23 protein-coding genes and 2 pseudogenes are annotated in these 26482 nt (G+C 73.1%); 10 read left to right on the forward strand and 15 right to left on the reverse strand.

Annotated features, from left to right (window positions below):
* Positions 1-93: 93 nt before the first annotated feature.
* Positions 94-2058: a hypothetical protein gene (locus tag ACFQ87_RS27800; RefSeq protein WP_380613568.1), complete on the reverse strand. Its 1965-nt coding sequence runs from the start codon at positions 2056-2058 to the stop codon at positions 94-96.
* A gap of 180 nt (positions 2059-2238) precedes the next feature.
* Positions 2239-2547, reverse strand: coding sequence for a cupin domain-containing protein (locus ACFQ87_RS27805; RefSeq protein ID WP_380613569.1), 309 nt, complete (start codon positions 2545-2547; stop codon positions 2239-2241).
* Between the two features lie 71 nt (positions 2548-2618).
* On the opposite strand from ACFQ87_RS27805, the gene ACFQ87_RS27810 reads away from it, so the two are divergent.
* Both ACFQ87_RS27810 and ACFQ87_RS27815 read left to right on the forward strand, forming a co-directional pair.
* On the forward strand, positions 2619-3434 hold the full coding sequence (locus tag ACFQ87_RS27810) for a hypothetical protein (RefSeq protein ID WP_380613570.1): 816 nt from the start codon (positions 2619-2621) through the stop codon (positions 3432-3434).
* Between the two features lie 57 nt (positions 3435-3491).
* Positions 3492-4256 (forward strand): GNAT family N-acetyltransferase, encoded by a 765-nt coding sequence (locus tag ACFQ87_RS27815; protein ID WP_380613571.1) that lies wholly within the window; start codon positions 3492-3494, stop codon positions 4254-4256.
* Between the two features lie 10 nt (positions 4257-4266).
* On the opposite strand, the gene ACFQ87_RS27820 is transcribed toward ACFQ87_RS27815, so the two are convergent.
* Positions 4267-5172, reverse strand: a complete 906-nt coding sequence (locus ACFQ87_RS27820) for an aminoglycoside phosphotransferase family protein (RefSeq protein WP_380613572.1) — start codon at positions 5170-5172, stop codon at positions 4267-4269.
* Positions 5173-5214: 42 nt separating this feature from the next.
* On the reverse strand, positions 5215-5913 hold the full coding sequence (locus ACFQ87_RS27825) for an SDR family oxidoreductase (RefSeq protein ID WP_380613573.1): 699 nt from the start codon (positions 5911-5913) through the stop codon (positions 5215-5217).
* Between the two features lie 69 nt (positions 5914-5982).
* Here ACFQ87_RS27825 and ACFQ87_RS27830 point away from each other — a divergent pair, with 69 nt between their 5' ends.
* Positions 5983-6804 carry a LysR family transcriptional regulator gene (locus tag ACFQ87_RS27830; protein ID WP_380613574.1) on the forward strand — a complete coding sequence of 274 codons (822 nt, stop codon included), beginning with the start codon at positions 5983-5985 and terminating at the stop codon, positions 6802-6804.
* Positions 6805-6822: 18 nt separating this feature from the next.
* Here the strand turns inward: ACFQ87_RS27830 and ACFQ87_RS27835 are convergent, their stop codons facing one another.
* Both ACFQ87_RS27835 and ACFQ87_RS27840 read right to left on the reverse strand, forming a co-directional pair.
* Positions 6823-7059 (reverse strand): hypothetical protein, encoded by a 237-nt coding sequence (locus tag ACFQ87_RS27835; RefSeq protein ID WP_380613575.1) that lies wholly within the window; start codon positions 7057-7059, stop codon positions 6823-6825.
* 108 nt (positions 7060-7167) lie between these two features.
* Entirely contained in the window at positions 7168-8022 is an 855-nt protein-coding gene (locus tag ACFQ87_RS27840; RefSeq protein WP_380613576.1) for a helix-turn-helix transcriptional regulator, read from the reverse strand.
* A 102-nt stretch (positions 8023-8124) separates the two neighbouring features.
* On the opposite strand from ACFQ87_RS27840, the gene ACFQ87_RS27845 reads away from it, so the two are divergent.
* Positions 8125-8859, forward strand: a complete 735-nt coding sequence (locus ACFQ87_RS27845; RefSeq protein ID WP_380613577.1) for an SDR family NAD(P)-dependent oxidoreductase — start codon at positions 8125-8127, stop codon at positions 8857-8859.
* Here ACFQ87_RS27845 and ACFQ87_RS27850 read toward each other — a convergent pair.
* The 7 genes and pseudogenes from ACFQ87_RS27850 to ACFQ87_RS27880 all read right to left on the reverse strand — a co-directional run bounded on the left by ACFQ87_RS27850 (position 8847) and on the right by ACFQ87_RS27880 (position 15765).
* Entirely contained in the window at positions 8847-9503 is a 657-nt protein-coding gene (locus ACFQ87_RS27850) for an HAD family hydrolase (RefSeq protein ID WP_380613578.1), read from the reverse strand. The genes ACFQ87_RS27845 and ACFQ87_RS27850 overlap by 13 nt on opposite strands.
* A 29-nt stretch (positions 9504-9532) precedes the next feature.
* Positions 9533-9892, reverse strand: coding sequence for a hypothetical protein (locus ACFQ87_RS27855; protein WP_380613579.1), 360 nt, complete (start codon positions 9890-9892; stop codon positions 9533-9535).
* Between the two features lie 277 nt (positions 9893-10169).
* Positions 10170-12404, reverse strand: a complete 2235-nt coding sequence (locus ACFQ87_RS27860) for a hypothetical protein (protein WP_380613580.1) — start codon at positions 12402-12404, stop codon at positions 10170-10172.
* A 10-nt stretch (positions 12405-12414) separates the two neighbouring features.
* A complete protein-coding gene (locus ACFQ87_RS27865) occupies positions 12415-12876 on the reverse strand; it encodes a WXG100 family type VII secretion target (protein WP_380613581.1) in 462 nt (153 codons plus the stop codon).
* 216 nt (positions 12877-13092) lie between these two features.
* Positions 13093-13818: pseudogene (locus tag ACFQ87_RS27870) on the reverse strand (putative Ig domain-containing protein); the annotation flags it as partial.
* A gap of 210 nt (positions 13819-14028) precedes the next feature.
* Positions 14029-14646: pseudogene (locus ACFQ87_RS27875) on the reverse strand (trypsin-like peptidase domain-containing protein); the annotation flags it as partial.
* Positions 14647-14832: 186 nt separating this feature from the next.
* Positions 14833-15765: a hypothetical protein gene (locus ACFQ87_RS27880; RefSeq protein WP_380613582.1), complete on the reverse strand. Its 933-nt coding sequence runs from the start codon at positions 15763-15765 to the stop codon at positions 14833-14835.
* A 148-nt stretch (positions 15766-15913) separates the two neighbouring features.
* Here ACFQ87_RS27880 and ACFQ87_RS27885 point away from each other — a divergent pair, with 148 nt between their 5' ends.
* Both ACFQ87_RS27885 and ACFQ87_RS27890 read left to right on the forward strand, forming a co-directional pair.
* Positions 15914-17035 carry an alpha/beta hydrolase gene (locus ACFQ87_RS27885; RefSeq protein ID WP_380613583.1) on the forward strand — a complete coding sequence of 374 codons (1122 nt, stop codon included), beginning with the start codon at positions 15914-15916 and terminating at the stop codon, positions 17033-17035.
* Positions 17036-17183: 148 nt separating this feature from the next.
* The gene (locus tag ACFQ87_RS27890) at positions 17184-19640 is read left to right on the forward strand and encodes a glycosyltransferase family 39 protein (RefSeq protein ID WP_380613584.1); all 2457 of its coding nucleotides are present in this window, start codon (positions 17184-17186) and stop codon (positions 19638-19640) included.
* A gap of 93 nt (positions 19641-19733) precedes the next feature.
* Here the strand turns inward: ACFQ87_RS27890 and ACFQ87_RS27895 are convergent, their stop codons facing one another.
* Entirely contained in the window at positions 19734-21299 is a 1566-nt protein-coding gene (locus tag ACFQ87_RS27895; RefSeq protein ID WP_380613585.1) for an alpha/beta hydrolase, read from the reverse strand.
* Positions 21300-21418: 119 nt separating this feature from the next.
* Positions 21419-22429: a GTP 3',8-cyclase MoaA gene (gene moaA / locus ACFQ87_RS27900; RefSeq protein WP_380613586.1), complete on the reverse strand. Its 1011-nt coding sequence runs from the start codon at positions 22427-22429 to the stop codon at positions 21419-21421.
* 142 nt (positions 22430-22571) lie between these two features.
* Between moaA and ACFQ87_RS27905 the strand changes: the two genes are divergently transcribed.
* From ACFQ87_RS27905 to ACFQ87_RS27920, 4 genes are all read left to right on the forward strand, one after another.
* Positions 22572-23174: an NTP transferase domain-containing protein gene (locus tag ACFQ87_RS27905; protein ID WP_380613587.1), complete on the forward strand. Its 603-nt coding sequence runs from the start codon at positions 22572-22574 to the stop codon at positions 23172-23174.
* A 175-nt stretch (positions 23175-23349) separates the two neighbouring features.
* A complete protein-coding gene (locus tag ACFQ87_RS27910) occupies positions 23350-24201 on the forward strand; it encodes a hypothetical protein (protein ID WP_380613588.1) in 852 nt (283 codons plus the stop codon).
* Between the two features lie 205 nt (positions 24202-24406).
* On the forward strand, positions 24407-25273 hold the full coding sequence (locus ACFQ87_RS27915; RefSeq protein WP_380613589.1) for a hypothetical protein: 867 nt from the start codon (positions 24407-24409) through the stop codon (positions 25271-25273).
* Positions 25274-25455: 182 nt separating this feature from the next.
* A complete protein-coding gene (locus ACFQ87_RS27920) occupies positions 25456-26436 on the forward strand; it encodes a (2Fe-2S)-binding protein (protein ID WP_380613590.1) in 981 nt (326 codons plus the stop codon).
* Positions 26437-26482: the final 46 nt, after the last annotated feature.

Raw genomic sequence — 26482 nt, forward strand, 5'->3', positions numbered from 1 at the left:
AAGGGCGGTACCGGCGCTGTGATCACGCCCACCGTACCGCTCCGTTTCCCCGGGCCCGAATCGGAGTGGGAACGGTGCAGGTTCGGGGCAGGTTCAGAGCCAGTAGTGAACGACGGTGAACAGCGCGAAGCCGGCCACCGAAAGGATGTTCACCAGGCGCTGCGGACGACCCAGCCGGTCCGGCAGCACCTGCTTGGGGCGCAGGTCGGGGCGGTGGGCGGCGGTGGCGACCACCCGGGCCAGCTCCACCGGGTCGTACCGCTCGCCGAGGTGGCGGGCCAGCCGGGACATCGGCCAGCCGGCCACGGAGAGGTCCTCGCCGCCGCGCAGCCGGATGATCAGCCGCCGGCGGTGCACGGCGGCTGCGGTGATCTGCTGCCACCGGAAGTGGCGGACGCGCAGCGCGGTGGCCACCCGCAGACCGTCCCGGTCGGCCACGATCTGCCAGGACAGCGCGTGGCCGCAGGCGAGGATCGCCGAGGAGCCGAACCAGAGCGGCCGCACCAACCCCTCCCACCAGCCGTCGCCGCTCAGGAACACCACGGCGGCGGCGAGCAGCAGCGCCATCGCGGGCCCGGGCAGTACGCGCAGCGGCACGGGTATCTCCCAGCGGCGGGCGGCCACCGGCCGGGCGTCCGGTCCGGGGTCGGGGGCGGCGGCCACCGTCTCGGCGGTGAGCTCGGCGACGGCGAGTTGCTGCTCGCGGTCGTACTCGGCCTTGTGGTTCGGCCGCGGGACCCGGGCGACGGCGGCGACCACGGCGGCCACCCAGTGCGGGTCGCCGTCCAGCAATGCGGGGCGGACCAGGAGCTGCCGGTCCGGGCCGTCCGGGCCGCGGTAGAGCACCGCGGGGACGCTGCGGCGGGCCCGGGCCAGCCGGGCGACGGCCTGTGCGGGGGTCGGCCGGTCGTAGGGCCCTGCCCCGTCGAACGGCGGCTCGGGGTCGGGATACTCGCCCTCGCCCTCGATCTTCATGGACTCGGGCACCCAGGCCGGGCCCTCGCCGTACGGGGACCACAGGTAGCGGTCGCGCTCGACCACGCGCCAGAGCGGGGGTCCGTCCGGCGGGCCGTCCAGCGGCAGCACCAGCAGGTCGCCGCGGGCGTCGGCGCGGACCCGGACGGCCAGCGCGGGCGCGGAGCCCTCGAAGGCGGGCCGGGCCCGGCGCGCGTTCGCGGCGGCGGCCGAGCCGAGCAGCAGGACGCCGAGCAGGGCGCTCAGGCCACCGAAGGCCATCTCGCCGGAGAGGTCGTAGTCGTCGCCGGCGGCGCGCACGGAGTCGCCGTTCACCAGCAGCGTGACGGGCTCGCCGGGCTGCGGCTGCCGCTGCCACCGGACGTCCAGGGCCGCGGTGCGCTCCGGGCCGCCGCCGGGCGGCTGGAAGCGGACGGTCAGCACGCCGTCCCGGTCGGTCGACAGGGCGGTGCCGTACACCCCGGTGGCCTGCCGGTCGGCGGCCCGCTGCCCGGCCTGCGCCCAGAGGCCGTACAGCGGGAGCGCGAGGGCGACCAGGAGCAGCAGGCCGCCGAGGGTGCGGCGGCCGACCGGCGGGCCCTCGGGGTGGCCGGGCGAGGGCGCCCCGGCGGCCGTCCACGGGAAGGGGACGGGCGGGGCTGCCAGTTCGTCCAGTTGCTGGCGGGCGCGGCGGCGGCCGAGTTCGGCGCCGATCAGCACGGCGGCGAGCAGCAGGTTCATCAGGACGGCCGACCAGCGGCCGAGCGGGGAGACCAGGCCGCCGGGGGCGTACCAGAGCACGGCCAGGGCGGCCGGCGGGACCAGCGCCCGGATCCGGGGCTTGGCGATCAGCAGGACCACCTCGGCCAGCACTGTCCAGAACGCCAGTGCGGAGCCCCAGGTGTCCTGGCAGACGCCCTGGACGTTGCAGCCGCCGGTGTCGGTCGGCTCCACGGCCGTGGCCAGGACGAGGAAGGCGGCCGGGGCGAGCGCGAGCCAGCGGGTGTCCAGCCGCCAGGCGGTCCGGGCGGCGCGCCATCGGGCGGCCGCGGCGGCGGTGAGGGGCGCGGCGCTGGGCAGCGGCGGGGCGTCCGAGGGGAGCATTCGGCGATCATCTCAGCATCGGACGATCGTCTCGGCCGTCCGGTGGCCGTCCATGCCGCGGGGGGGGGGGGGGGGGGGGGGCCCCCCCCCCCCCCCCCCCCCCCCCCCCCTCTCCCCCCCCCCCCCCCCCCCCCCCCCCCCCCCCCCCCTCCCCCCCCCCCCTCCCCCCCCCCCCCCCCGCTACACCTCCTCGGGCACCTCCACGATGAGCAACGTCCCCCGACTGCCCGCCCGTACGGCGTGCCGCGCGCCCGCCGGCACCCGGGACAGCTCACCAGCAGTGACCGTCAACTCCTCTCCCTCCACATCCAGTTCGAGGAGGCCATCGACCACGAACAGCACCTCGGCCGTCCCGTGCACCTCCCCCTCCAACTCCCGCCCGTCCATCCGCAGCACCTTCACCGCCGCCGTCCCGACCAGACCCAGCACCTGGGAACGCCAGGCATCGGGCAGTTGGGCCGCGCGCTCGTTCACGTTGACCACGTTCATGACCCGGGACGCTATCCGGACCGGACCGGAAGTTGGTTGACCGGAGGGTAAAACCTGCCAGGATCGCTCCGGTGAACGCTCGCGCGCTGTACGAGGCGCTACTCGACACCGACGGCCCGTACGAGGACGTCATCGCCCCCTGGCTCGCCCAGCCCTCCGCCGACGACTACCGCGCGCGCCTCCACGCCGCCGCCACCCCCCGCAACCACTGGTGGACCGACAAGGACGACGGCTGGGACCTCCTCCAGGAGCTCTACGCCCTCAGCCGCGTCAGCGACTACCTCCTCCTCGACCCCCAACTTCCGCCGTACCTGCACCTGTTCACCGCCCTCGGGATGACCCCGTTCGAGAACAGCACCCACTTCGACCCCTTTCTGCACGAGATCACCGAGGTCGAGCAGGCCGAAGCCCCGGACTCCCCCATCGAGATCCTCGACGTCCGCTGGCCCGGCCTGATGCTCGGCGAGCTGCTGTTCAGCCGCGCCGGAGTACGGATCCGGGCAGGCATCGCGCACGCGGAACGCGGGGTGGCCGACCGCTGGCCGCTCTACTGGACGCACCGCCGCGCCCACCGTCCCACCCGTGACCTCTCCCAGGGCTGGGGCAACAACTCCCAATGGCGCACTGACTTCCGCCTCGACTACCGCACCGCCGACGGCGACCTGCTCAACATCGCCGAGGACGCCCCGATCGATGGACGCCCCGACCTCGACCCGGACGACTACGGGAACCTCGGCCCCGACGAGCGCCTCCTCACCCCCGCCGAACGCCGCGAACTGCTCCGCCACCGCACCTTCCTGCGCACCCCCGCGACCGCCGCCGCCTCGCCCGCCTGGGCGGCGGACCTCTTCCCCTGGGAGTGGCGACTGCCAGCCGACCTCATGTGAGGCCCGGTGAGTGCTGGATCACTGCGCATGATCACGCCGGTTGATAGGTAAAGGCGTATGGAAGAACTCATACGCCTCAGGGACGTCGAGGAAGCCGCGGCCGGAGACGGGCACCTCCTGTGGGCGGCTCAGGGACGGCAGGACGGCCGGCTGGGCCCGGGAGTGCGGGCCTGGCGTCACGGGACGGCCCTCGCGGTGGCGAGCCCCGATCTCTCCGGGCGGGACCGGCTGGCTGTGAAGGGTGATGCCGATGACGCCACGCACCTGGTGCGGCACCTGCTGGACGACCTCGGACCGTCCTACCGCCCCGTTGGCCAGGCCTCCTTGATCGAGACGCTGATCGGCGCGCTCCCCGGTCTGTCGCCGATCCCCGAGTTCTACTGGATGGAGACCTCGACCGTTCCCGACTCCCCCGCCGTCGGGGTGGAGTGGCTGGACGAGGTGACGGTGAAGGAGGCGGCCTCGCTGTTCGACCGCTTCTTCCCCGACTCGTTCGCACAACCGGACGACGGCGGTGTGCACCGCTGGGCCGGAATCGTCGACTCCCCCGGGAGCGGTGCCCGACCGGAGCCCCTGGCCGTGGCAGCCGACGTCTGGTCGGCAGCCAACTGCGGGTTCCTGGCCGGTGTGTGCACCCACCCTGCCGCCCGCGGGCGTGGGCTGGCGCAGGCCGTCTGCGGCTTCCTCATCGAGGCGCTGGTGCGCCGGCACGGGCGTGCCGCCCTCATGGTCCACGCGGACAATCCGTCGGCCATCGCCGTGTACGAGCGTCTGGGCATGACCAAGCGGCTCCTCACGGCGGCGCAGGTCGTCTCCCCATAGGGGCGTCCTCTCAGGCGTCCCCGACGTGAGCGGCGAGCAGCTCGCCGATCACGTACCGGGCGGTGCGCGCCATCCGGAGGTTGGTCTCCCGGTAGTAGTCCAGCTCCATCAGCGCGACGGACAGGGCCCAGCCCCTCCCCCGTGCCCAGGCGGCGGCATCGGCGCCGACCGCCGTCCGGAAGGCATCACGTACGGACGCTGGAAGCACGTACCAGACCGGGAGCAGGTCCACGGCCGGGTCGCCGAGGCCCACACAGCCGAAGTCGATGACGGCACTCAACCGTCCCGCGCCGTCGACCAGCAGGTTGCCGGGCTGGAGGTCGGCGTGGATCCAGACCGGCGGGCCCGGGTGATCGGGCGCTCGAAGTGCCAGATCCCAGAGCGAAGTTACGGCCTCCGTGTCCACCACGTCCGTCAGCGCCGCAAGCGCCCGACGGACCGCGCCGTCCCGCGCCGCCAGCGTCTCACTGCGGTAGGAGGCCGGACCGCCAACCGGGTCCACCCGGTACATGGCGGTCACGAAGGACGCCAAGTCAGCTGACAACAGCGCCGGTTCGGCCACCCGCCCGGCCACCGGATTGGCCCCCTCCAACCAGCGAAGCACCGACCACGGCCACGGGCAGCCGTCGGCCGGCTCGCCCAGGCCCACCGGTGCCGGTACCGCGACCGGCAGTCCGAGCGCCAGGCGGGGCAGCCAGGCGTGTTCCTTGCCGATGTCCTCAGCCGCCCCCGGGATGCGCGGGATCCGTACCACCAGGTCCGCCCCGAGCCGGTACATCGCGTTGCTGGTCCCGGCGGAGTCAACCAACTCCACGGGCAGGTCGGCCCATTGCGGGAACTGCGCGGCCACCATTCGCCGCACGAGCGCCTCGTCGATGTCCAGTTCGTCGGCGTGCATCTTGGGGGAGGGCGACATGGCGTCCGACCCTGCCAGCACCGCTCAGGCCCGGCAAACGAATTACCAGGGCACGACCTGCCCCAGGTGGTCGACGAAGTGGAGACCGGGCTTTCCGCGGTGCCGCTCGATCGTCCCCGCCACCCCGGGAACGCTCTCCTCCACGCTGAGTTCGGCCTCGAAGCCGCCGAGGTCCGTGCGCACCCAGCCCGGGTCCATCAGCAGCAGCGTCCGCGCGCCGTCCACGTGGCGGGCCGCGTAGCAGCGCATCAGCTGGTTCAGCGCGGACTTGCTGGCCCGGTACAGGTCCTGCCCGCCGTCCGTGTTGAGCGTGATGCTGCCCTGGTCGGAGGACATCACGCCGATGGTCCCGGTCGGCGGGACCATCGGGTCGAAGGTCTCCACCACGCGCATCGGGCTGAGCGCGTTGGTCACCATGACCTCGGTGAACATGTCCGTAGGGACCTCGCCGATCGGGAGGTCGCCCCGGGTGATGGCGGCGTTGACGAAGAGCAGGTCCAGGGTGCGGTGGGCGAGTCGGTCGCGCAGGGCCGCGATCTGCTCCGGGTCGGTCATCTCCAGTGACTCGACGGTCAGCCTCCCGCCGGAGGCGTCCGCCAGGTCGTGCAGGCCGGTGCGCGCGGTTCCGCGAACCGTGCCGATGACGTCCCAGCCGCGGTGGAGGAACTCGGCGGCGAGGCCGAGGCCCAGGGTGCGGGAGGCCCCGACGATCAGGGCGGTCTTGCGGGTGGTGTCGTTCATGCCGCCAGTCTCGGAGCGGCTTGGCCCAGACGTCCAATACCCTTCCGGACGCATTGATACCGTGCGGGTATGGATCTGGACCTGCGCAAGCTCCGCTACTTCGTCGCGGTCGCCGAGCACGGGCAATTCGGCCGCGCGGCACAAGCGTTGTTCATCGCGCAGCCGGTGCTGAGCCGACAGATCCGCGCGTTCGAGCGGGAGCTGGGCTGCGCACTGTTCACCCGGACCACGCGCAGCGTCGAACTGACTGCCGCCGGGCGACAGTTGTACGAGGAGGCGCAGCGGATCACCGCGACAGTGGACACCGCCCTGCAGCGCGTGCAGGAGGCCGCACGGGGCGAGCGGTGGCTGGTGGTCGCCTTCTCCCCCGGTCTGCACGTGTCGGAGGCGATCCGGGCGTTCTCCGCGCACCACCCGGAGGTCGGGATCGACGTCCTCCCGCTGCGCTGGTGGGAGCGGGACGCGCCGCTGCGCGACGGGCGCGCGCACGTCGGCTACCTGCGGCACCCCTTCGACGACGCGGGGCTGCGCACCGTCCCCATCGGGCACGAGACCAAGGTCGCCTGCCTGCCCGTGACGCATCCGCTGACCGGCCGTAGCAGCCTCACCTCGGCCGATCTCGACGGTGAGCCGATCCTCGACGCCCGGGCGCGGCGCACGTACACGCTGGACGAGAAGTTCGAGCTGATCGCCTCCGGGCAGGGCGTCGCACTCGTCCCGCTGAGCGTCGCGGGCTCGTACTCCCGCCCCGACCTCGCCTATCTGCCGGTCACCGACCTCCCACCCGTCGAAACCTGCCTGGCAGTGCCGCAGGACGGCGACTGCGCGGGCGTCGTACGGGACTTCCTCGGCATCGCCACGGCCACGCTGCGCCACCATCCGGCCGGGTAGGCGGGGCAGGGCTCGACGTCAGACCCTCTCCCCGCCTCCTCCGGCCCTCCTCGCACCATGGCGGATCCACTGCCACTTGGTGGCACAGGCCAGGACCGGACCGACGAGCATGGACAGCATCCACAGCCCCACGCTGGCCGGCGAATAGATGTAGTACTGCCATCGGTCCGGGAGCATCGTCGGCGCGAGCAACAGCGCCAAAAGTGCCGCCCAGGTCGCCAGCCACGTGACCACCATGCGTGCCGCAACGTCCATGCGTGTCCCCAGCCCGAGGTTTGAACGTGTTCAATATACGCTCGTGGCATTCCCGGGCACAGCGAGGGACGTCAGCTCATCCGCAGACACTCGCCGGGACACTCCCGCTCACTCCCTGACCGCGAGGTCCTGGCTGCCGACCACCTTGAGCAGCCGCAGCGCCGAGTGCGAGGGGGTGCCGGGCGCGGCGGTGTAGAAGATCGTCCACTGGTCCCGGTGCGGGTCGTGCAGCGCCTCGCAGTCGAGATCGAGTGGGCCGACCACCGGGTGGATGATGCGCTTGCGGGTGGAGCGGCGCATCTCGACGTCCTGCCGGGCCCACAGTTCGCGGAACTCGGCGCTGCCCGCGAGCAGTCGGTCGACCAGGCGGCGCACGCCGCTGTCGGCGGGGTAGCGGGCCGCGGCGGAGCGCAGGTCGGCGACGGCCCGGCGGGCGAACACGGCCTGCCCGGCGGGATCGTGGCGGGCGCGGGTCTCCGGGTCGGTGAAGAAGCGCCAGATCAGGTTGCGCTCGCCGGGCGGCGGGGCGGAGAAGTCGCCGAGCAGCGCGGCCGCCATGGCGTTCCAGGCCAGCACGTCGCGGGCGGCGCTGCAGACCATCGCCGGGGTGTCGTCCAGCCGGTCGAGCAGGTGCAGGATGCCCGGCCGCACGTCACGGGGCAGCGCGCTCGGGGGCAGCGGCGGCTCGCCGACGAGGTGGTGGAAGTGGGCGGTCTCGTCCTCGGACAGCCGCAGGGCCCGGCTCATCGCCCCGATCATCTGCCGGGACGGGCGCGGCCCCCGGCCTTGTTCGAGCCTGATGTAGTACTCCACCGACATGCCCGCGAGCTGCGCGACCTCCTGGCGGCGCAGGCCCGGGGTGCGGCGACGCCCGCCGGCCGGCAGGCCGACGTCGATGGGCTGGATGCGGGCGCGCCAGCGCCGCAGGAAGGCGGCCAGCTCCGCCCGGTCCACGTGTTCCACGCCCCAAGTCTGGCCCGGCCGCCACGCGGCGACCATGGGACCGCCGGTACCACCCTCGACAGTGCTCTCCCGGCCCCGGCGCCGCCCGGCCACAGTCGAGGCATGACGACCAACCGCATCACCCTGATCACCGGCGCCAACAAGGGCATCGGCCTCGCCACCGCCGGCGAACTCGCCCGCGCCGGGCACACCGTGCTGATCGGCGCCCGCGGCCCCGAGCGCGGTGCCGCGGCCGCCGCCACTCTCACCGCCGAGGGCCTGGACGCCCGCTTCGTCCGCCTGGACGTGACCGACCAGGCCACCGTCGCCGCCGCGGCCGAACTGATCGCCGCCGAGTACGGCCGGCTGGACACCCTGGTCAACAACGCGGGTGTCGCCCGGGACTGGCAGCGCGCCCCGGAGGAGCTGCCGGTCGACGCGGTGCGCGAGACGTACGAGACCAATGTGTTCGGCGTCATCGCCGTCACCAACGCCATGCTGCCGCTGCTGCGCAAGTCCCCGGCCGGACTGATCGGCAACGTCTCCAGCGGCCTCGGCAGCTTCTCGTTCCTCGCCGACCCGGAGTCGCCGATCTGGGAGCACGCGACGCTGCTCGCCTACAACTCCTCCAAGGCCGCGCTGAACGCCGTCACCCTGGTTTACGCCCGGGTGCTGCGCGAGTCCGGCATCAAGGTCAGTTCGCTGGAGCCGGGCTACTGCGCGACCGACCTCAACGGCCACAGCGGCCACGCCACCGCCGAGGAGGGCGGCCGCCGGATCGCCCGGCAGCTGGGCGAGGCCCTGTCCGCGCCCAGCGGCCAGTTCTTCCACCCCGACGGCGGCACCTACCCCTGGTAGGCCGCGATGAGGCTGGGCAGCTCGCGCATGTCCTCGAAGACGACCGTGCCCGGCCCGGCCAGCCGCTCCGCCGCCGTGACCCCGCCCGCGTAACCGAGCGCGCGCATCCCGGCGGCCCGGGCGGCCGTGACGCCGGGCCCGCTGTCCTCGACCACGAGGCAGCGGGCCGGGTCGACGCCCATGCTCCGGGCGGCGTGCAGGAAGAGGTCGGGCGCGGGCTTGCCGCGCCCGACCTCGGTGGCACTGAAGATCCGCCCGGCGAACCGCTCGTAGAGGCCGGTCCGGCCCAGGGTGTGCCGCATCTTCTCGTGCGTGCCGCTGGACGCCACGCACGTCGGCAGGGTGATCGCGGCCAGCGCCTCCGGCAGGCCGTCCACCGGAGTCAGCCCGGCGTCGACGGCCTCGGCGTGCAGTTCGTGGAAGCGCTTGCCCCACACCGCCGCCGTCTCCGCCCCGAGCCGCTCGGCGACCAGCGCGTTGTTGACCGCCTCCGACCGCCCGACGAACGTCTCGACCACCTCGGCCTCGGTCAGCGGCCAGCCGTACTCCTCGCCCAGCCGCACCAGCACCCGGACGGCGATCACCTCGCTGTCCACCAGGACGCCGTCGCAGTCGAATATCACCAGCTCTATCGGGTCGATCATCCGATCAGCATAGGGCGGCCCCGATCCGGTCAGGGGCCCGGCGGCGGGAAGTTCCCCGCCGACTCAGGAACACTCTCCGGCAACCGCACCGGGTTCGAGCACGGGAATTCCGCCACAACGGCCTTGGCATACTTCAGCGCGATGCCCAGGACCGCCCGGTGAGTCGTGTCCGACTGCCGATCGATGGACGTCCAGACCTGGATCCCCACGTACGGCGTGCCCAGACGCGTGTTCTCCGGGTTGTCGCACCGAAACTCGACGTCCACACCACCCTGCTCAACCCACCCTTGCACATCCGCACCGAAATCGAGCCGGCTCTCGGATTTCGCGCCTGCACCGAAGACGGCGTTCATGGAGAACTCGTCCATCAGCCATAGATTGATGTTCACGATGGGCGCTCCCGTGTTCCGACTCACCTCGCAGCCCTGGTGATCCACAGTCGGACGGAGCAACCCGCTGTAAGCCAGCTCGCCGTGCTCGACGAACGTCCCATGCTCACCCTCCGCCAGAGGCCTGAGGTCCGCCCGGGTGAGCACCGACCAGCAAGCACTGGCGGGCAGCTCCGCCGGCCCGTAGGCCGACCGCCACCACAATCCGAACCCGGCCCCGGAGAGGAGCACCGCCGCGGCTCCAGCCGCGAGCCACCGCCGCCGGAGCCGCCCGCACTCAGTCATTGACGGCCGTCGTGAAGAGCGTCGAACCATCGGTATGGGCATAGCGCACCTGGTTCGCGGTGTCCGTGGCCATGGCTTCGACCTCCTTCGCGCTCAGCCCGGCCCCCTGAGCGGCGTTGACCACCGCGGTCTTGGCGGAGGCCGCCGCCGCGTTCACGCCGTCCGTCTGCGAGATCGTGGCCGGGTCCGCGAACTTCGCGTCGATGTGGTAATTGTGGGCCAGATCGTCGATGTAGTGCTTCACCGGTTCCGAGAGGCCGGGGCCGACGATCGGGACGCCCTTCACCAGCTCGCCGCCGGTCATGAGCCAGGCCGACTTGGCCCACACGGCGTTCTCGTCGAGGGCGTGGTTGTACGCCTCCGCCTGAGCCCGCGCATCGTGCACGATCTCCTGGGTCCGGGCCGCCGTGATGATTCCGGCCACCTCGCCGCCTGCGTGCGCCGCGTTGTGCACGGCCGCGTCGTAGTGATCGCCGTAGTCGCCCCGGCGCGTGATCACGTCCTGGATGTGCGACGTCGTGTAGGCCTGCTGGGCCTGCGCGACGGCACCGAAGGCGTCGGGGTTGCGGCCCAGCGCGCCCAGGAACTTCGCGGTGTTCGCCTGATTCAAGTCCGCCGGGGTGCCGTAGCGCGGCAGTTCCTTGTCGTCCGGGCTGAGCGCGCCCTGGACGTCGCCCATGTACGCGGCCGCCATGTGGCCTAGGCTGGGCGCGATGCCCGCGAACTCTCCGCCGGGGCGAAGCGACTTGGGGCCCTTCTCGCTGCCGAAGACGTCGACCACCGTCTGCATCATCTCCGCCTGCTCCGCGGTGTGCGGTGCCAGCTGGTCCTGCGAACCGAACGGGCGGCCGGTGACGCCCGCCTCCAGGGCGTGGCCGAAGGACAGCGCGGTGGACTGCCCCGCGTGGTCGCGCATCACGTCGTGCCCCGGCCAAGTGTCTCGGAGCGGCGAGTCATCGCCCGGTTTCGCCAGGTCGTGGATGTAGTGGTTGTCCGAGCTGTAGCCCTTGACCGTGCCGTCGAGGTTGTAGAGGGTGGTCGAGCCGTTGAAGAACTTCACCGACGCCTCAGGGTTGTGCGCGAGCGCGTCCATCACCCCGCCCAGCGGGTTGAAGCCGCCATCCCCCGTACCCGGCGGGAGACCGAGGAACTTCAGGCAGCGGAACTCGTCGAGGCTCCAGCGGTCCGAGGTCCACTGCCCCGACCCCAGACTGAGCTGGGTGACGTGCTCGGCGATCGGGTTGAGGAAGTGCGGGTCGTACGTCCCGTTGCGCAGGATGTTCGACAGGATCTGGTAGCCGAACGGGTTGAGGTTGTGCGGCGAGGTGTTCGGCGGCCAGATGTCCTGCCGGGCGTAGCCGGCCTTGCGCAGCCCCGCCTCCCAATCATCGGACAGGTGGGGGAGGTTGTCGGTGTCGGTGGCGGTGGCCAGGGCGAGGCCGAGGTTCTTCTGCAGGTCCGCGATGGCCTGTGGCCTGCTGCCGTCCTTGGAGGACGAGACCGTGGCCATCTGCCCGTAGTACTTCAGGAAGCCGTCCGGTCCCAGCCGGTTGTAGAAGGCGGTGGTGAACTGAGGATCGTTGGCGTGGTCCTTCAGGAGCTTGTTGAGCTGGTCCAGTTGGGCGTCGCTGATGTTCCCGGCGAGCTTCAACAGGTCAGCCGCCTGCTTGCCCTGCTCCTCCGGGCCCGACGACGGCCGGAACGCCACCCTGTCCGTCCCGGTCGCGCCCCCGAGCGCGGTAGCGGCCGCGGCGTCCGCCGCCTCCGCCCGGGCCACGGCCTTCGAGATGTCGGCGGCGACCTCCTGCGCCAGCCTCTTGTACGTCTGCTCGTAGGTCGGGTCGCCCTTGTCCGCCGCAGTGGCCGGCGCCGGCCAGCTGACGTTCACACCGTTCGCGTCCACCGTCAGGGAGTGCCCCTCGGCCTTCTTCAGGGCCGCGTCCAAATCGGTTCGAGCGGCGGCGAGTTCGGTGTGTGCCTCCCGCAGCGCCTTACCGATGGCACTGGCCTCCTCGAACGCCGCATCGAGCTCGTTGCGTGCCTTGGTGACCGCTGTGGCGGCCGATTCGGCCGCGTCGCCGTTCCAGTTGGAACCCTGCAACGGCGTGATCACGTCACCGGTGAGCTCCGAGGAGAACTTCCAGTCGCGGACCAGCCCCTCGAAGGCCGTGGCCAGGGTCTCAAGGCCCTGAAACGACTCCTGACGCAGATCGGAGTAGGTACTCATGCCACCGGCCTCAGGGAGTCGGGAAGTTGTTGGCGTTGGCCTGGTCGGCCTGCGCGTACTGCTCAGCGTTGGTGGACAGCGTGCTGGAGATGCGTCCGAGCAGTCCCCCGGTGGCCTGCGCCTGCGCCGCCCACACCTCCTGCGCGGTGGCCAAGGCGCCGACGATCTTCCAGCTCTTGGACATGCCCTTGGTGGCGCCCGGCTGGTCCTTCCATACGTCCTTGCATGCCTTGTCGAAGTTGGTGTTGAGGGTGCTCGCGTTGCCCGACGCCTTCCGCAGCGCGTCCGGGCTCACCCTCACCGTCATGCCGGCGGCCGACACATGTGTCGGCGTCGGCTCCCATCCCGGGGCCGCGGCGCCCGAGGCGGCGGCGGCGAGGTCCGGGAACTGCTTCTTCGCCGCCTCCGTCAGGTTCCCGGAGCTGTCGAAGAGCCACGGATTCACCCGTCGCTCGAAATCCAGGTCAGTCACTTGTCCCCGCCCCCAGCCCGTGTGGCTCCATGTGGTCGTGGACCGGCGCAGGCGGCGCCGGCGCACGACAGGTCATCACGCCGACGAATCGCCGCCGGTTCGATGCAGTCGGCAGCCTAACCATCGACCCTTGTCGTGTACGGAAGTTGAGCGAATCCAGAGCAATCGGCAGGGCCCGGCGGCCGGAGTCGCCGGGCCCTGCACGTCAGCGTGGGGTCAGCTGGTCTGGATGGAGGTGTCGTCGATCACGAAGCTCGTCTGCAGCGAGGAGTCCTCGGTGCCGGTGAACTTCAGGGTGACCGTCTGGCCCGCGTAGGACGAGAGGTCGAAGGTGCGCTGCTGGTAGCCGGCCGCGGCGTCCACGTTGGAGTAGGTCTTCAGCGTGGTGCCGTTCACCTGCACGGTCAGCTTGTCGTACACCGTGGAGTCGGTCTCGGCGGTGTCGATGTGCAGCCAGAAGCTCAGCGTCGCCTTGCAGCCTGCCGGGATCGTCACCGTCTGGGCGAGGGTGTCGGTGTGGGTGCTGCCGTAGCCGTCCAGGTACGCCTTCCAGCTGCCGCCGTGCGCCGGCTCCGAGGAGCTGTTGTCGATCACACCGGCGCTGGCCGTCCACGGCGCCGCCGAACCCGTCTCGAAGCCCGGGTTGCCGAGCAGCTGCGCCGGGGTGCAGGTACCGCCGCCACCGCCGGTGACCGTCCAGGCGAAGCTGGTGGTGGCCGACTTGCCTGCCGAATCGGTGACCGTGACCGTCACGTTGGAGGAGCCGGCAGTGGAGACGGTGCCGGATATCACGCCGGTCGAGGAGTTGATCGACAGGCCGGCGGGCAGGCCGCTCGCGCCGTACGAGAGCGGGGCGGTGCCGCCGGAGGCGTTGATCTGCAGGTTGACCGAGCCGCCGACCGTGGTGGACTGGTCGCCGGGGCTGGCGACCGAGACGGCGCTACCGCTGCCGCCCGGCTTGGTGAGCAGGCAGCCGGGCACGGTGAGGTCGACGGCGCGGCTGGAGTTCAGGCAGGTGGTGAACCAGTAGGTCTCCTCGCCGTAGCTCTGGCCCTTGGTGGCCGTGGTGGTGCCGTCGGCGGCGACCTCGCAGGGGTTGTTCAGGGTGCACATGGCGCCGTCGTCGTTGCCGGTGTTGTTGATGCCGACGATCCGCCCGCTCGCGGAGTCGATGATCGGGGAACCGGAGGTGCCGTGCGTGGTGTTGCAACCGGAGCTGTAACGCAACGAGTCGTGCCAGGTCCACTGGTCCTCGCGCAGGGTCGGCACGAACCCGTTGACGGAGCAGTTCCAGACCTGCTTCCAGTACGAGGACGGGATGTACATCGCGGCGCCGTCGGTCGGGTGCGCGTCGTTGACGGTCAGCGCGGTCGCACCGTACTTGGAGCGGATCGACCCGTAGGTGTCGGTGAGGCGGTAGAGCGCGACGTCGGTGCCGGTCATCGTCGCGTAGATCACCTGGTCGGCCCGGACGGTGCCCAGGCTGTTGCCCGCGCCGTCCAGCAGGGTGCCGCTACGGCTGGCGCTCACGTTCTGGATGACCTCGCCGGCCGAGGGCATGGTGGGCAGGCAGTGCCCGTTGGTGAGCATCATCGCCCGGTCGCCGTCCACCGAGGCGGGGAAGCGGACCAGCGAGGCCGAGCAGTCGTCCAGGGCGATGGTCGACGTCAGGTCGGCCGCCTGGAGGGCGTGCGCGGGGGCGGCGGCTAAGGCCAGCCCGCCCGCGACGACGGCACTCGTGCCGACCACCGCGACAAGTCTCTTGAACATGGCTCTCCTTGTGGGGGATCGCGGGGTCCCCGACTGGTCGCCGAGGCCCACGCCCGCACGAAAGTGCCATGGTCACTTCAAGGGGTCAACCGTTCCGGCACAACTCGCCACTGTTCGGCGCGTGTTGTGCCACTGGTTGGCAACTTCCCGTCCCGTTATGCCCGTTACGCACCGGCAGGATGAACGCTACGGCTGCGGGAAGGAGTTCGGGTCCACGTTGTTGGTCTTGGCGTTGCCGTCGGCCACCGGCTGCAGGGTGATCGACCAGGAAGTCGAGGTGCGGCCGGTCTCGAACGGGAAGTTGTCCTCGAACTTGGTGAACGCGCAGCTCTGCGTGAAGGCCTTGGCCTCGGAGTCCCAGTCCACGCCCTCGGAGACGTAGACGTCGTACGTCCCGTCCTCCACGCCCTCGACGTCGGCCTTCTGCCCCTTGGCCACGAACATCGAGTGCACCGTCTTGCCGTTCAGCACGAGCGAGACGACGGCGTCCTTCTTGGTCCCGTTGTCGACCTTGAACACGCCGTCGCCGCGCAGCTTGCCCTTGCTGACCATCGTGCCGTTGTCGAGCGAACGGGACTGCTGCTTCGGCAGCTGTGGAACGGCGAAGGTGGTCGAGTAGCCGGCCTCCGTCATCTTGCTCAGGGCCGCCGACACCTCCGCCAGCCCCTGCGCGGCGCCGAACTCGGCCTCGGCCGAGCCCAGGGCACAGACGTCGTGGGACTTGATGTCACCGCGAACCGTGGTCGCGTCCTTGGCGAGCAGCTTCAGCGCGGCCACCAGCACGGTCTGTTCCTTGGAGACCGCGGCCGGCTGGTCCGCCTTGCTCAGGCTCGCGGCGGCCGTCTGCGCGCTGGTGGAGACGGTGGTGAGCACGGTGTCGAGGTCGGCGAGGTTCTTGGCCCCCGCCACCTGGGCGAGCGCGGCGTTGAGCGGGTCGATGCTCGCACTGAGCACCGGGCCGTACGGCGTCGGCGTCGGCGTCGGCGTGGCCCGAGGCACGGTCAGGCCCGTCGCCGTACCGGTCGACGAGGAGTGGATGTCACCGCCCCCACCACCCGAGCAGGCTGCGAGCAGGAGCGCCGTTCCGACGGCCAGACCGGCCTTGCCTAAGGACCTCATGACCCCACCCCATTGACACCTGGCGCGCACAGCACGCGCACACCCGGTGACATGCTGCCGAGCACGGACCGCCCGGTCAACAGGTTTCAACGGATCACCTGAAGGGGCCGCCCCGGCTCGCCCATCTGGGTCAACTACGATCGGGCTCGTGCTCAGTCTCACCGGCCTCCCCCTCCAGATCGCCGCCTCGGTCGTCGCGGTCCTCGTCTTCACCGCCACCATGTGGCTCTGGCCGCGGTTCGGCGGGAAGGGCTGGAAGGCCTGGGTGGGCCGGATCGGCGCCTTCCTGGCGACCCAGGTGGCGGTGCTGGTCGCGATGGGTCTGATCGCCAACAGCTACTTCGGCTTCTACAGCTCCTGGACCGACCTGCTCGGCACCAGCGGCAAGCTCGGCACCGTGGTCGACCACACGCCGAACGCCTCCGGCGTGGCCGTCACCGGCCAGCAGAGCTTCTACTCGGCGCAGGGCTCCGAGCCCGAGCGCTCCGGGCTGATCCAGAAGGTCGACGTCAAAGGAGCCGGCAGCGGCCTGACCACCGAGGCGTACGTCTACCTGCCGCCGCAGTACTTCCAGCCGGACTACGCCAAGCAGCGCTTCCCGATGGCCCTGGTGCTCACCGGCTACCCGGGCACCGCGGAGAAGCTGATCTCGCTGATGCAGTACCCGGCCTCCACCCTCGACGCGATCGAGCAGAAGAAGCTGCCGCCCACCATCCTGGTGATGACCCGCCCGACCCTGGTCGGCGACCGGGACACCGAGTGCGTCGACGTGCCGAACGGCCCCCAGGTGGAGACCTTCTTCACCACCGATCTGCCCAAGGCCCTCGCCACCACCTACCGGATCGGCACCGACCCGGCCAACCGGGCCGTGATCGGCAACTCCACCGGCGGCTACTGCGCGCTCAAGTTCGCCCTGCGCAAGCCCGACTCCTACCCGGCCGCGATCGCGCTCTCCGGCTACTACAGCGCGGCGCACGACCCGACCACCGGAGACCTGTTCGGCGGCAGTGACAAGCTGAAGCAGGAGAACGACCTGCTGTGGCGGCTGAAGAACCAGCCGCCCGCCCCCGTCTCGCTGCTGCTGACCACCGCGAACGACGAGAACAACTACGACGAGACCCAGGCCATGGTCGGCGCCTTCAAGGCCCCGACCAAGATGTCGACCATCACCCTGGACACCGCCGGCCACAACTTCCACACCTGGACCCGGGAGATCCCCCCGGCCCTGGAGTGGCTGGGCAAGCACATCACCATGCCGCCCGCCGCGTGACGACCCGGTGAAGGCCGCCTGAAACCGCGCCCCTCCAGGTGAAGCCCGTCTGAGACTCGCGCCCTTCCGGGCAGAAACGGGGCAGATCACACCCGTCTCACAGCCTCGTCTCACGGTTCTCTCAGCCGCGCCACGCACGGTATGGCGCATGACCACGAGCAGCTACTCCCCTCCGGCCGGCGACCCGTGGCCCGAGGCCGCGAACTACCCGCCGCCGGAGGTGCCGCAGCCGGGCGCCGTCCGGTCGGACCCGGCACCGCTCTTCCCCGAGCAGCCCCTGCCGCCCGCCGGACCCAAGGGCGTCGCCTCCTGGTCCGGACGGCTGCGCACCCTCCCGGCCCGCGCCTGGCGCGGCCGCGCGGACGATCCGCGCTGGGTGCGCCCGGCCCTGCTGGCGCTGCTGGCCGCGACCGCCGTCCTCTACCTGTGGGGCCTGAGCGCCTCCGGGTGGGCCAACGCCTTCTACTCGGCCGCCGTCCAGGCCGGCAGCCAGAGCTGGAAGGCCTTCTTCTTCGGCTCCTCCGACGCCGCCAACTTCATCACCGTCGACAAGCCCCCGGCGTCGCTGTGGCCGATGGCGCTGTCGGCCCGGATCTTCGGCTTCTCCTCGTGGTCGCTGCTCGCCCCGCAGGCGCTGATGGGCGCCGCCACCGTCGGCGTGCTGTACGCGACGGTGCGCCGCCGCTTCTCCCCGCTCGGCGGCCTGCTGGCCGGCGCCGCGCTGGCGCTGACCCCGGTGGCGGCGCTGATGTTCCGCTTCAACAACCCGGACGCGCTGCTGGTGCTGCTGCTCACCCTGTCCGCGTACGGGCTGGTGCGGGCGATCGAGACGGCGAGCACCCGGTGGCTGCTGTTCACCGGGGCGATGTTCGGGCTCGCCTTCCTCACCAAGACCCTGGCGGCCTTCCTGATCCTGCCCGCCTTCGCGGTGATCTACCTGGTCGTGGCGCCCACCGGCCTCTGGCGGCGGGTGCGGCAGACCCTGCTCGCGGGCGCGGCCGTCGTCGTCTCCGGCGGCTGGTGGGTGGCGATCGTCGAGCTGCTGCCCGCCTCGGCCCGCCCGTACGTCGGCGGCTCGCAGGACAACAGCTTCCTGTCGCTCACCTTCGGCTACAACGGCCTGGGCCGGGTCGACGGCAACGAGCGCGGCAGCGTGGGCGGCGGCGGACGGCTCCCGGCCGGGCTCGACCTGCCGGGCGGCGCGATGCGGGGCGGGAAGGGCTGGGGCCAGACCGGCATCACCCGGCTGTTCGGCAGCGACATCGGCGGGCAGATCGCCTGGCTGATGCCGGCCGCGCTGATCCTGCTGGTGGTCGGCCTTTGGGCGACCCGCCGCTACGCCCGACCCGACACCGCCCGCGCGGCCTTCCTGGTCTGGGGCGGCTGGCTGATCTCCACCGCGCTGATCTTCAGCTTCATGTCCGGGATCTTCCACCAGTACTACACGGTGGCGCTCGCCCCGGCGGTCGCGGCGCTGGTCGGCATGGGCGTGGACGGGCTGTGGCGGGCGCGGCACCGGCTGCCGTACGCACTGTTGCTGGCGGGCGTGCTCGCGGTGACGGCGGTGTGGGCCTTCGTCCTGCTCGGGCGCAGCTCCGACTTCCTGCCCTGGCTGCGCTGGGCGGTGCTGGCCGGCGGGCTGGCCGCGGCCGCCGCACTGGTGGCCGGGCAGTTCGCCGGGCGGGCCTCCGGACGGACGGGTGCGCGGATCGCCTCGGTGGCGGGCCTGCTGGGCCTGGCGGCGGCGCTCGGCGGTCCGGCGGCGTACGCGGTGGACACCGTGGACACCGCGCACAACGGCTCGATCATCACCGCCGGGCCCTCGGTGAAGGGCGCCTTCGGGCCGGGCGGCGGCGGGCGCAAGGGCGCCGGTGGCGCCAAGGGCTTCCCGGGCAACGGCCGGATGTTCGGCCAGGGGGGCCAGGGCGGTCCGGGCTTCGGCGGCCAGCGCGGTCAGGGCGGCCAGGGCTTCCCGGGCGGCTTCCCCGGCGGCGGTCAGGGCGGCCAGGGCTTCCCGGGCGGCCAGCGCGGTCAGGGCGGCCAGGGCTCGCACGGGCAGAACGGCTTCCCCGGCGGCTTCCCCGGCGGCAACGGCGGCAACGGCTCCGGCGGCCGCCACGAGCGCGGCGACGCCTCCGGCTTCCCCGGCGCCCAGGACCCCGAGGGTATGGGCGGCCCCGGCGGCTTCGCCGGCGGCATGGGCGGTCTGCTCGGCGGCACCAAGGTCAGCGACGAGGCCGCGGCCCTGGTCTCGCAGGACGCCGACCACTACACCTGGGCGGCCGCCACCAGCGGTTCGCAGAACGCCGCCAGCTACCAACTCGCCACCGGCAAGCCGGTGATGGCGCTCGGTGGCTTCAACGGGACGGACCCCTCGCTCAGCCTGGCCGGCTTCCAGAAGTACGTCCAGGAGGGCAAGGTGCACTGGTTCATCGGCGGCGGCTCCCACCGCGGCTTCGGCGGCGCGGGCGGCGAAGGCGGCCAGGGCGACGACAACGGGCAGCAGACCGAGTCCGCCCAGATCGAGGCCTGGGTGACCAGCCACTTCACCGCCAAGACGGTCGGCGGCGCCACCTTCTACGACCTGACGGCCCCGAAGTCCTGATCCCGGACTCACCCGGAGGGGGCGTACCGCGTTCGCGCGGTACGCCCCCTCCGGGTCTGTGCGGCCGGCTCCTCGTCCGTGCGGCCGGAGCCGTCAGTCGGACGGGCAGCGCGTCCCGGCCGCCGGCATCCGGCCGTCCACCAGGAACGCGGTGACGGCGTCGCGCACGCACCCGCTCTTGTCGTACGCGGTGTGCCCGTCCCCGTCCCGGGTGAGCAGCAGGGCGTTCGGCAGTCCGGCCGCCATCCGCTGCGCCCACGGGTAGGGGGTGACCGGGTCGCCGGTGGAGCCGATCACCAGGACCGGGGCGCTGCCGGGCGCGGTCACGGTGTGCGGCTGCTCGGGCGAACGGTACGGCCAAGGGCGGCAGTCCGGGAGGAAGAGGGTGGCCTCGGGGTCGTGCCGGGTGGTCAGCGGGGCCTTGGCGGCGAGGTCGGCGAGGGCCGCGTCCAGCTCCCGCCCGGTGGGCGCCATCGGGGCGTCCGCGCAGTGGATGGCCGCGAAGGCGTCCGCCGCGGTCTCGTAACGCCCGTCCTCCATGCGGCCGTTGGCGCCGTCGGCGAGCTTGAGCAGCTCCTCGGCGTCGCCGTGGGCGACGGCCGGTTCGAGGGCGCCGCGCAGCCGCTGCCAGGAGCGGCTGCCGTCGCTCAGCACGTCGAGGACGCCGGCCCAGCCGAGCGCGGCCGTGACGGTGCGGCCGTCGGAGCCGCGCAGCGGGTGGGCCTTGAGGCCGTCGAGGAAGTCCGCGAGCCGGTTCGGGGCGGTGGCCGGGTCGCTGCCGAGCGGGCAGGGGTCGGCGCCGGTGGCGCAGTCGGCGGCGAACGCGCGGAACTCGGCCTCCATGGCGACGGCCTGTTCGCCGTTCAGGTGGATCAGGTCGGTGCTGCGCTCGACGGCGCCGTCCAGGACGAGCCGGCCGGTGCGGTCGGGGAACTCCTCGGCGTAGAGGGCGCCGAGGTAGGTGCCGTAGGAGAGGCCGAGGAAGTCGAGCCTGCGCTCGCCGAGGGCGCCGCGCAGCACGTCCATGTCACGGGCGCTGTCGCGGGTGCCGAGGTGCGGCAGCAGGTCGGCGTGCCGGGCCCGGCAGGCGTCGGCGAGGATCCGGCCGTGGTCGTAGGCCGGGTCGTCGGTGCCGGTCCACTCCGCGCGGGTGCGGTCGTCCAGGCAGTGCACGGGGATGGTGCCGCCGGCGCCGCGCGGGTCGAAGCCGACCAGGTCGTAGCGGTCGTGCAGCGGTCCGAAGCCCTTCCAGCCCCAGCGGGCCATGCTGAAGCCGGAGTTGCCGGGCCCGCCGGGGTTGAGCAGGAGGGAGCCGATCCGCTGACCGGGGTCGGCGGCGGGCACCCGGGCGAGGGGGACCTCGATGGTGCGGCCGCCGGGGTCGGCGTAGTCCAGCGGGACCTTGAGGGTGGCGCACTGCACGACGGGCTCGTCCTGGCCGCCGTCGTCCTGGTCGGGGCAGGGTGTCCAGTCGATCCGCTGGTCGTAGAACCCCTTCAGGGCCGGGGAGGTGCCGGCGGCGACCCGCTCGGCGAGCGGCGGGCGGCTCGTCGGGGCGACCGTCGCGTGCCGACCGCCCGGGCCGGTGCAGCCGGCCGGCAGGGCGAGCAGGAGGACGGCGAGCGCGGGCAGGACGCGCTTCGGGAGGCGGGGGGTCATCGGGGCCACCGCCCACGAATACCACCCGTCCCCCTCCCGGAGCACATCGCGGGGGAATCCGTCGAAGCTCACACACCGTCGAAGCCCACACGCCGTCGAAGCCCACACGCCGTCGGCGGTCAGCCTCCGATGGCGGACATCGGGCGCTCCGGCCGGACGAACCCGGCGCTGTTGACGGCGTGTCCGGGGCCCTTGCCGGCGATGGAGGTCCGCCAGGCCTCCTCGATGCGGTCGTCGTCCGCCCCGCCGCGCAGCAGGGCCCGCAGGTCGGACTCCTCGGTGGCGAACAGGCAGTTGCGCAGCTGCCCGTCGGCGGTCAGCCGGACCCGGTCGCAGCCGCCGCAGAACGGGCGGGTGACGGAGGCGATCACCCCGACCACCGCCTGCGTCCCGGCGATCCGCCACTCCTCCGCCGGGGCGTTGCCGTGCCGCCCGACGGGCACCAGGTCGAAGCGCTCGCCGAGCCGGGCCAGGATCTCGTCCGCCGTCACCATCGCGTCGCGCTCCCAAGCGCCTTGCGCGTCCAGCGGCATGGACTCGATGAAGCGCATCCGGTAGCCGTGCCCGACGGCGAACTCGACCAGCGGGACGATCTCGTCCTCGTTCACCCCGCGCACCGGCACGGCGTTGATCTTCACCGGGTCCAGCCCGGCGGCCTTCGCGGCGGCCAGCCCCGCGAACACGTCGTCGATCCGGTCCCGCCGGGTGAGCGCCGCGAAGCGTTCGGGCCGCAGCGTGTCCAGGCTGACGTTCACCCGCCGCAGCCCCGCCTCCCGCAGCTGGGCGGCCGTCCGGGCCAGGCCGATCCCGTTGGTCGTCAGCGACAGCTCCACCCCCAGTGCCGCCAGTCGCCCGACCAGGCCCACCACACCCCGGCGCAGCAGCGGCTCCCCGCCGGTCAGCCGGACCGAGCGCACCCCCAGCCGCTCCACGGCGATCCGCACCAGCCGCACCACCTCGTCGTCCCCCAGCACCGAGTCCCGGGCGAGCCAGTCCAGCCCCTCCGCCGGCATGCAGTACGTGCAGCGCAGGTTGCAGCGGTCGGTCAGCGAGACCCGCAGGTCGGTGTGGACCCGGCCGAAGCGGTCCACCAGCGGGCGCCGCGGCTCGGTGTGCGGTGCGGTGTTCATCGACCCAGTACAGAGGGCGGGCGGCCCGCGGGGCCAGCGGCCGAACCGCCGGGGACCGCCGCCGACCTGCGCCTTCGCCTTGTGGGTTCGTACAACCACGGGGGTGCTGCGCGACCTCGCCCCCACCGGGCAGGCTGGGCCCATGCAGAACACAGCAGCCGACGTCCCGGCCCTCGTCCTCGCCGCCGGGGGCGGTCGCCGGCTCGGCGGGCGGCCCAAGGCGCTGGTCCGGTACGCGGGCCGGCCGCTGGTGGAGCACGCGGTGGCCACCGTACGGGCCGGCGGCTGCCCGGACGTGACGGTGGTGCTCGGCGCGGACGCCGAGCGGGTACGGGTCACCGCGCACCTGCCGGGCTGCCGACTGGTGGCCAACCCGGACTGGGCGCAGGGCATGGGCTCCTCGCTGCGGGCCGGGCTGGCCGCCCTGCCGCCCGGGGCCCCGGCGGTGCTGGTGATGCTGGTGGACACCCCGGGCGTCACCCCGGCCGCGGTGGCCCGGCTGCTGGCCGCGCACCGGGCGGGCGCCGAACTGGCCGCGGCGGCCTACGAAGGGCGGCGCGGGCACCCGGTGCTGATCGGCGCCCGACACTTCGCCGAGGCCGCCGCGGGCGCCTCCGGCGACGCCGGGGCCCGCGCCCTGCTGGCGGCGCACGCCGGGGAGCTCGCCCTGGTCGAGTGCGCGGACGTGGCCGTCCCGGACGACCTGGACACCCCCGCCGACCTGGAACGCTGGTCCGCGCGCTGAGCATCCTCCGTGCGCCGACCGCGCATCCTCCCTACGAAGGGTGTCGACATCGCCCCCGCCGGGCACCATTCCCTGATCCGTCCCTGAGGATTGCTCCATTCCGCGCCCAGAACCGGGCGTTTCGGGGAGCATGGGAACCGCCCCACCCACCCGACACCGACGGACGGAGCCCGCGATGGCCGGACTGCCCGACGACTTCACCGGACACGACCCCGCGCTGCCAGGGCCGGGGGCAGGCGGTGGCGCCCGGGCGATCCGCTGCCCCGCCTGCCGCCGCGAGCACCTGTACGAACCGCCGTCGCTGCCGTGCCCGTGCGGCGCCTCGCTGAAGGTACCGCTGTTGCGCGGCGGGGTGCCGGTGCAGGTGCGGTTCCGCTCCTGGGAGGACTCCTGGCTGAGCATGCGCTGCCCGCACTGCGGCCGCTCCGACCAGTGGCCGCAGCCCGAGTTCACCTGCAACTGCGGCGCCACCGTCCGGCTCCCGGTGGACCGCGCCACCCGGCTGGGCAGCGGGACGGCCGGTCCGCTCGCCACCCCCGGCCCGCAGGCCTCCCGGCCGTACCCGGCCCACCCGATGAGCGCCCCAGTGCCCGCGCCGCCCGGCGGCTCCGCCGGGCGCTCCCGCCCGTTCCGCCACCGCACGCCGTTCCGCCCGCACCCGGTGCGCACCTCGCAGGACGCGGTGTTCACCGCCGCCCGCTACCTGGAGTGGCTGGGCTTCGACGACCTGGAGCTCACCGAGGCCCAGGAGCGCGACGGGGTCACCCTGCTGGGCAGCCGGATGGTCGCCCAGGTGGACACCTGGACCGAGCCGGCCGACGTGAAGTCGGTCGAGTGCCTGTGGTTGCAGACCCTGCACGCCGAGGAGATGGCCGCCGCCATGTTCACCCTGGCCGGTTACTCGCACCAGGCCACCGTGCGCGGCGAACAGCTGCTGGTCGCCCTGTTCAGCCTGGACCTGGCCGGCGTTCCACAACCCGCCAACGGCGCCGCCGAGGCCCTGATGGAGACCGGCTGGACCTCCTGACCGCCCGCCGGCCACCCACCGGCCGGGCACTGACCGACCCCGCGCCCCACTAGATCATTTCCCCGCCGAAAGCAACAACCTGCGCTCGTGATCTGGTGCACAAGCTCACCCCCGTGTTGAATTGCCGCCACAGCGTGGGCCTTCCGCCCTGCCGTCACCATGCGAACGGACCGTGGCGGCCGGGCCTCAGGGCAGGTCCGCGCCCATGCCGGATGGCGCACACAAGGAGGTGGCGTTGTCGGAGCACGGATGGGGCCCGGGCGATTCGCACGGGCGGGGGCGGGCGGCAGCGGAGGAACCGGGCGACACCGTGTGGCGGCTACGCTCCCGGGGATGCTGGCAGGAAGCCGCCGAACTGCTGCGCCCGGCCGCCGAACACGACCCCACGGCCGCCCTCGCACGGGCCGAACTCCTCATCGAGCAGTGCCTGTTCACCGCCGCGCACTGGACCCAGGCGGAACAGGCCTTACGACTGGCCGAGGCCCTGGCGGAGGGCACCGAGCAACGCGCGGCCGCCGCCTGCGCCCGCGGCTTCCTGGCGTACCTGGCGAGCGTGCTCGGCCCGCGCGACCGGCTCGACGAGGCGCAGGCCGCACTCGGCCGCACCTCGGCCCTGCTGCCGCCGGACGCGCCGGGCCGCCCGCTGCTGGACTTCCGGCGCGGACTGGTCGCCGAGAACCTGCTGGGCGACCGCAGCGCCGCCTGGATCGCCTACCGCCGGGCGCACGAGGGCGCGGGGGAGCGCGGCGACGAACTGCTGCGCTCCTACACCTGGCGGCACCTGGCCGCGCTGGCGCTCGCGCGCGGGGACCGCGGCAACGCCCGGGAGGGGTTCGACGCCTCGCTGCGGCTGCGCGAGCAACTCGGCTTCACCGTGGGGGTCGCGCCGGCGCTCGCGGCGCTCGCCGAGGTGTCCGAGCCCGCCGAGGCCGCGCGACTGCGCGCCGAGGCCGCCCGGCTGGTGCACGTCCTGGGCGGGGTGCCGGTCTGGCTCGCGCGGCAGCTGTCCGCCACGCCCCCGACCTCCGCCCGTGCGCCGGGGCCTCCCCCCGGACGGACGCATCACCAGTGAGACCCGGGGAGCAATCAGCTAAGGTGAGCCTAACCTGTCCGGGGTGAGCAGTGCCCCGGACGGGTCGCCTTGCCGTTCCCCGGGCACCGCCGTGCCCCGGTCCGGCCGGGCCCGGCGCCGTGACGACCGGGCACCGCCGGGCGGTCCACCGGCGGCCCCGGTCGACCCGATGGGGCCCGCCCATGACCGCGAGCAGCACCCGGCCCGGCCCCACGCCGCGCGCCCCCCGCACCACCGAGGCGCACGCCCACGGCCCCGCGCCGGACTCCCCCGCCCCCTGCGCGCCGTCGTACCACCGACTGACCGTGCTCACTCCGGTCGTGAGCGTGCGCTGCGCCCCGCCCCGGCGCGGCGACGGCTGGCTGACCGTCGCCGACCTGGCCGCGGACCCCGGGGCGGTGCGCGAGCTGGTCGCCCACGACGCCCGGCAGGGCCTCGCCCGCTACCGACGGCCGCTGCGCCCGGACGTGGCGGCCGGCTTCGGACTGCACCGCTTCGTCTGGCCGGTCTCGCTGCTGTTCACCGTGCCGTGGCTCCTGGAGCGACGCGTGCCGCTGCTCGGCCCGGCGGACGTCTCGGTGCGCCGGGGCCCGGGCTCGGTCGAGCTGACGGTCCGCCCGGAGTCCTTCGCCTGCCTGCCGGACGACCCGGCGGCCCGCGCGCCGCACGCCCGTACGGCACCGGACGAGCCCGCGCTGGCCGCCGAACTGCGCGGCGCGCTGGGCGAGTTCCTCGGGCCGGTGCTGGCCGCCTTCGGGCCGGAGGTGCGGCGCGGGCCCCGGGTGCTGTGGGCGATGGCCACCGACGCGGTGGTGGAGGGGCTCGGGTACGCGGGCGGGCTGCTCGGCGAGCAGGAGCGGGCGCGCGCCGAGCTGACCGCGCTGCTGGCCCCCGGGGAGCCCGCCGCGTGCGCGCCCGGCGCGGGCCGGTGCCCCGCTCCCGCCCCGGCCCCCTTCACCCCGGGCGCCGGTTTCGCGGACCCGGCGCCCGACCGCTCCGGTGCTCCCGGTGGTCCGGCGGAGGGCGCGGCCGGTGCTTCGGACACCGACCGAGCCCGGGCCAGCTGCTGCCTCGTGTACACCGTGGAGCCCGAGGAGATGTGCGGCGGCTGCCCCCGGATCCGGCGGCGCCGAGCCGCGCCGCCACCCGTCACGGCGGGTTGACGGAAATCCGTCCGATTCTGAATCCGAAAAGGCCATCATTTCGGGA

It is taken from the genome of Kitasatospora sp. NPDC056531 (assembly GCF_042794375.1).
Classification (GTDB): domain Bacteria; phylum Actinomycetota; class Actinomycetes; order Streptomycetales; family Streptomycetaceae; genus Kitasatospora.

Excerpts from the sequence above, each read along its gene's own strand:
- ACFQ87_RS27860 (WP_380613580.1), bottom strand. The coding sequence starts at position 12,404 with ATGAGTACCTACTCCGATCTGCGTCAGGAGTCGTTTCAGGGCCTTGAG.
- ACFQ87_RS27825 (WP_380613573.1), bottom strand. The coding sequence starts at position 5,913 with ATGAACGACACCACCCGCAAGACCGCCCTGATCGTCGGGGCCTCCCGC.
- ACFQ87_RS27815 (WP_380613571.1), top strand. The coding sequence starts at position 3,492 with ATGGAAGAACTCATACGCCTCAGGGACGTCGAGGAAGCCGCGGCCGGA.
- ACFQ87_RS27805 (WP_380613569.1), bottom strand. The coding sequence starts at position 2,547 with ATGAACGTGGTCAACGTGAACGAGCGCGCGGCCCAACTGCCCGATGCC.
- ACFQ87_RS27920 (WP_380613590.1), top strand. The coding sequence starts at position 25,456 with ATGACCGCGAGCAGCACCCGGCCCGGCCCCACGCCGCGCGCCCCCCGC.
- ACFQ87_RS27850 (WP_380613578.1), bottom strand. The coding sequence starts at position 9,503 with ATGATCGACCCGATAGAGCTGGTGATATTCGACTGCGACGGCGTCCTG.
- ACFQ87_RS27905 (WP_380613587.1), top strand. The coding sequence starts at position 22,572 with ATGCAGAACACAGCAGCCGACGTCCCGGCCCTCGTCCTCGCCGCCGGG.
- ACFQ87_RS27880 (WP_380613582.1), bottom strand. The coding sequence starts at position 15,765 with ATGAGGTCCTTAGGCAAGGCCGGTCTGGCCGTCGGAACGGCGCTCCTG.
- ACFQ87_RS27835 (WP_380613575.1), bottom strand. The coding sequence starts at position 7,059 with ATGGACGTTGCGGCACGCATGGTGGTCACGTGGCTGGCGACCTGGGCG.
- ACFQ87_RS27915 (WP_380613589.1), top strand. The coding sequence starts at position 24,407 with ATGCCGGATGGCGCACACAAGGAGGTGGCGTTGTCGGAGCACGGATGG.
- ACFQ87_RS27800 (WP_380613568.1), bottom strand. The coding sequence starts at position 2,058 with ATGCTCCCCTCGGACGCCCCGCCGCTGCCCAGCGCCGCGCCCCTCACC.
- ACFQ87_RS27845 (WP_380613577.1), top strand. The coding sequence starts at position 8,125 with ATGACGACCAACCGCATCACCCTGATCACCGGCGCCAACAAGGGCATC.
- moaA (WP_380613586.1), bottom strand. The coding sequence starts at position 22,429 with ATGAACACCGCACCGCACACCGAGCCGCGGCGCCCGCTGGTGGACCGC.
- ACFQ87_RS27890 (WP_380613584.1), top strand. The coding sequence starts at position 17,184 with ATGACCACGAGCAGCTACTCCCCTCCGGCCGGCGACCCGTGGCCCGAG.
- ACFQ87_RS27830 (WP_380613574.1), top strand. The coding sequence starts at position 5,983 with ATGGATCTGGACCTGCGCAAGCTCCGCTACTTCGTCGCGGTCGCCGAG.
- ACFQ87_RS27820 (WP_380613572.1), bottom strand. The coding sequence starts at position 5,172 with ATGTCGCCCTCCCCCAAGATGCACGCCGACGAACTGGACATCGACGAG.
- ACFQ87_RS27895 (WP_380613585.1), bottom strand. The coding sequence starts at position 21,299 with ATGACCCCCCGCCTCCCGAAGCGCGTCCTGCCCGCGCTCGCCGTCCTC.
- ACFQ87_RS27910 (WP_380613588.1), top strand. The coding sequence starts at position 23,350 with ATGGCCGGACTGCCCGACGACTTCACCGGACACGACCCCGCGCTGCCA.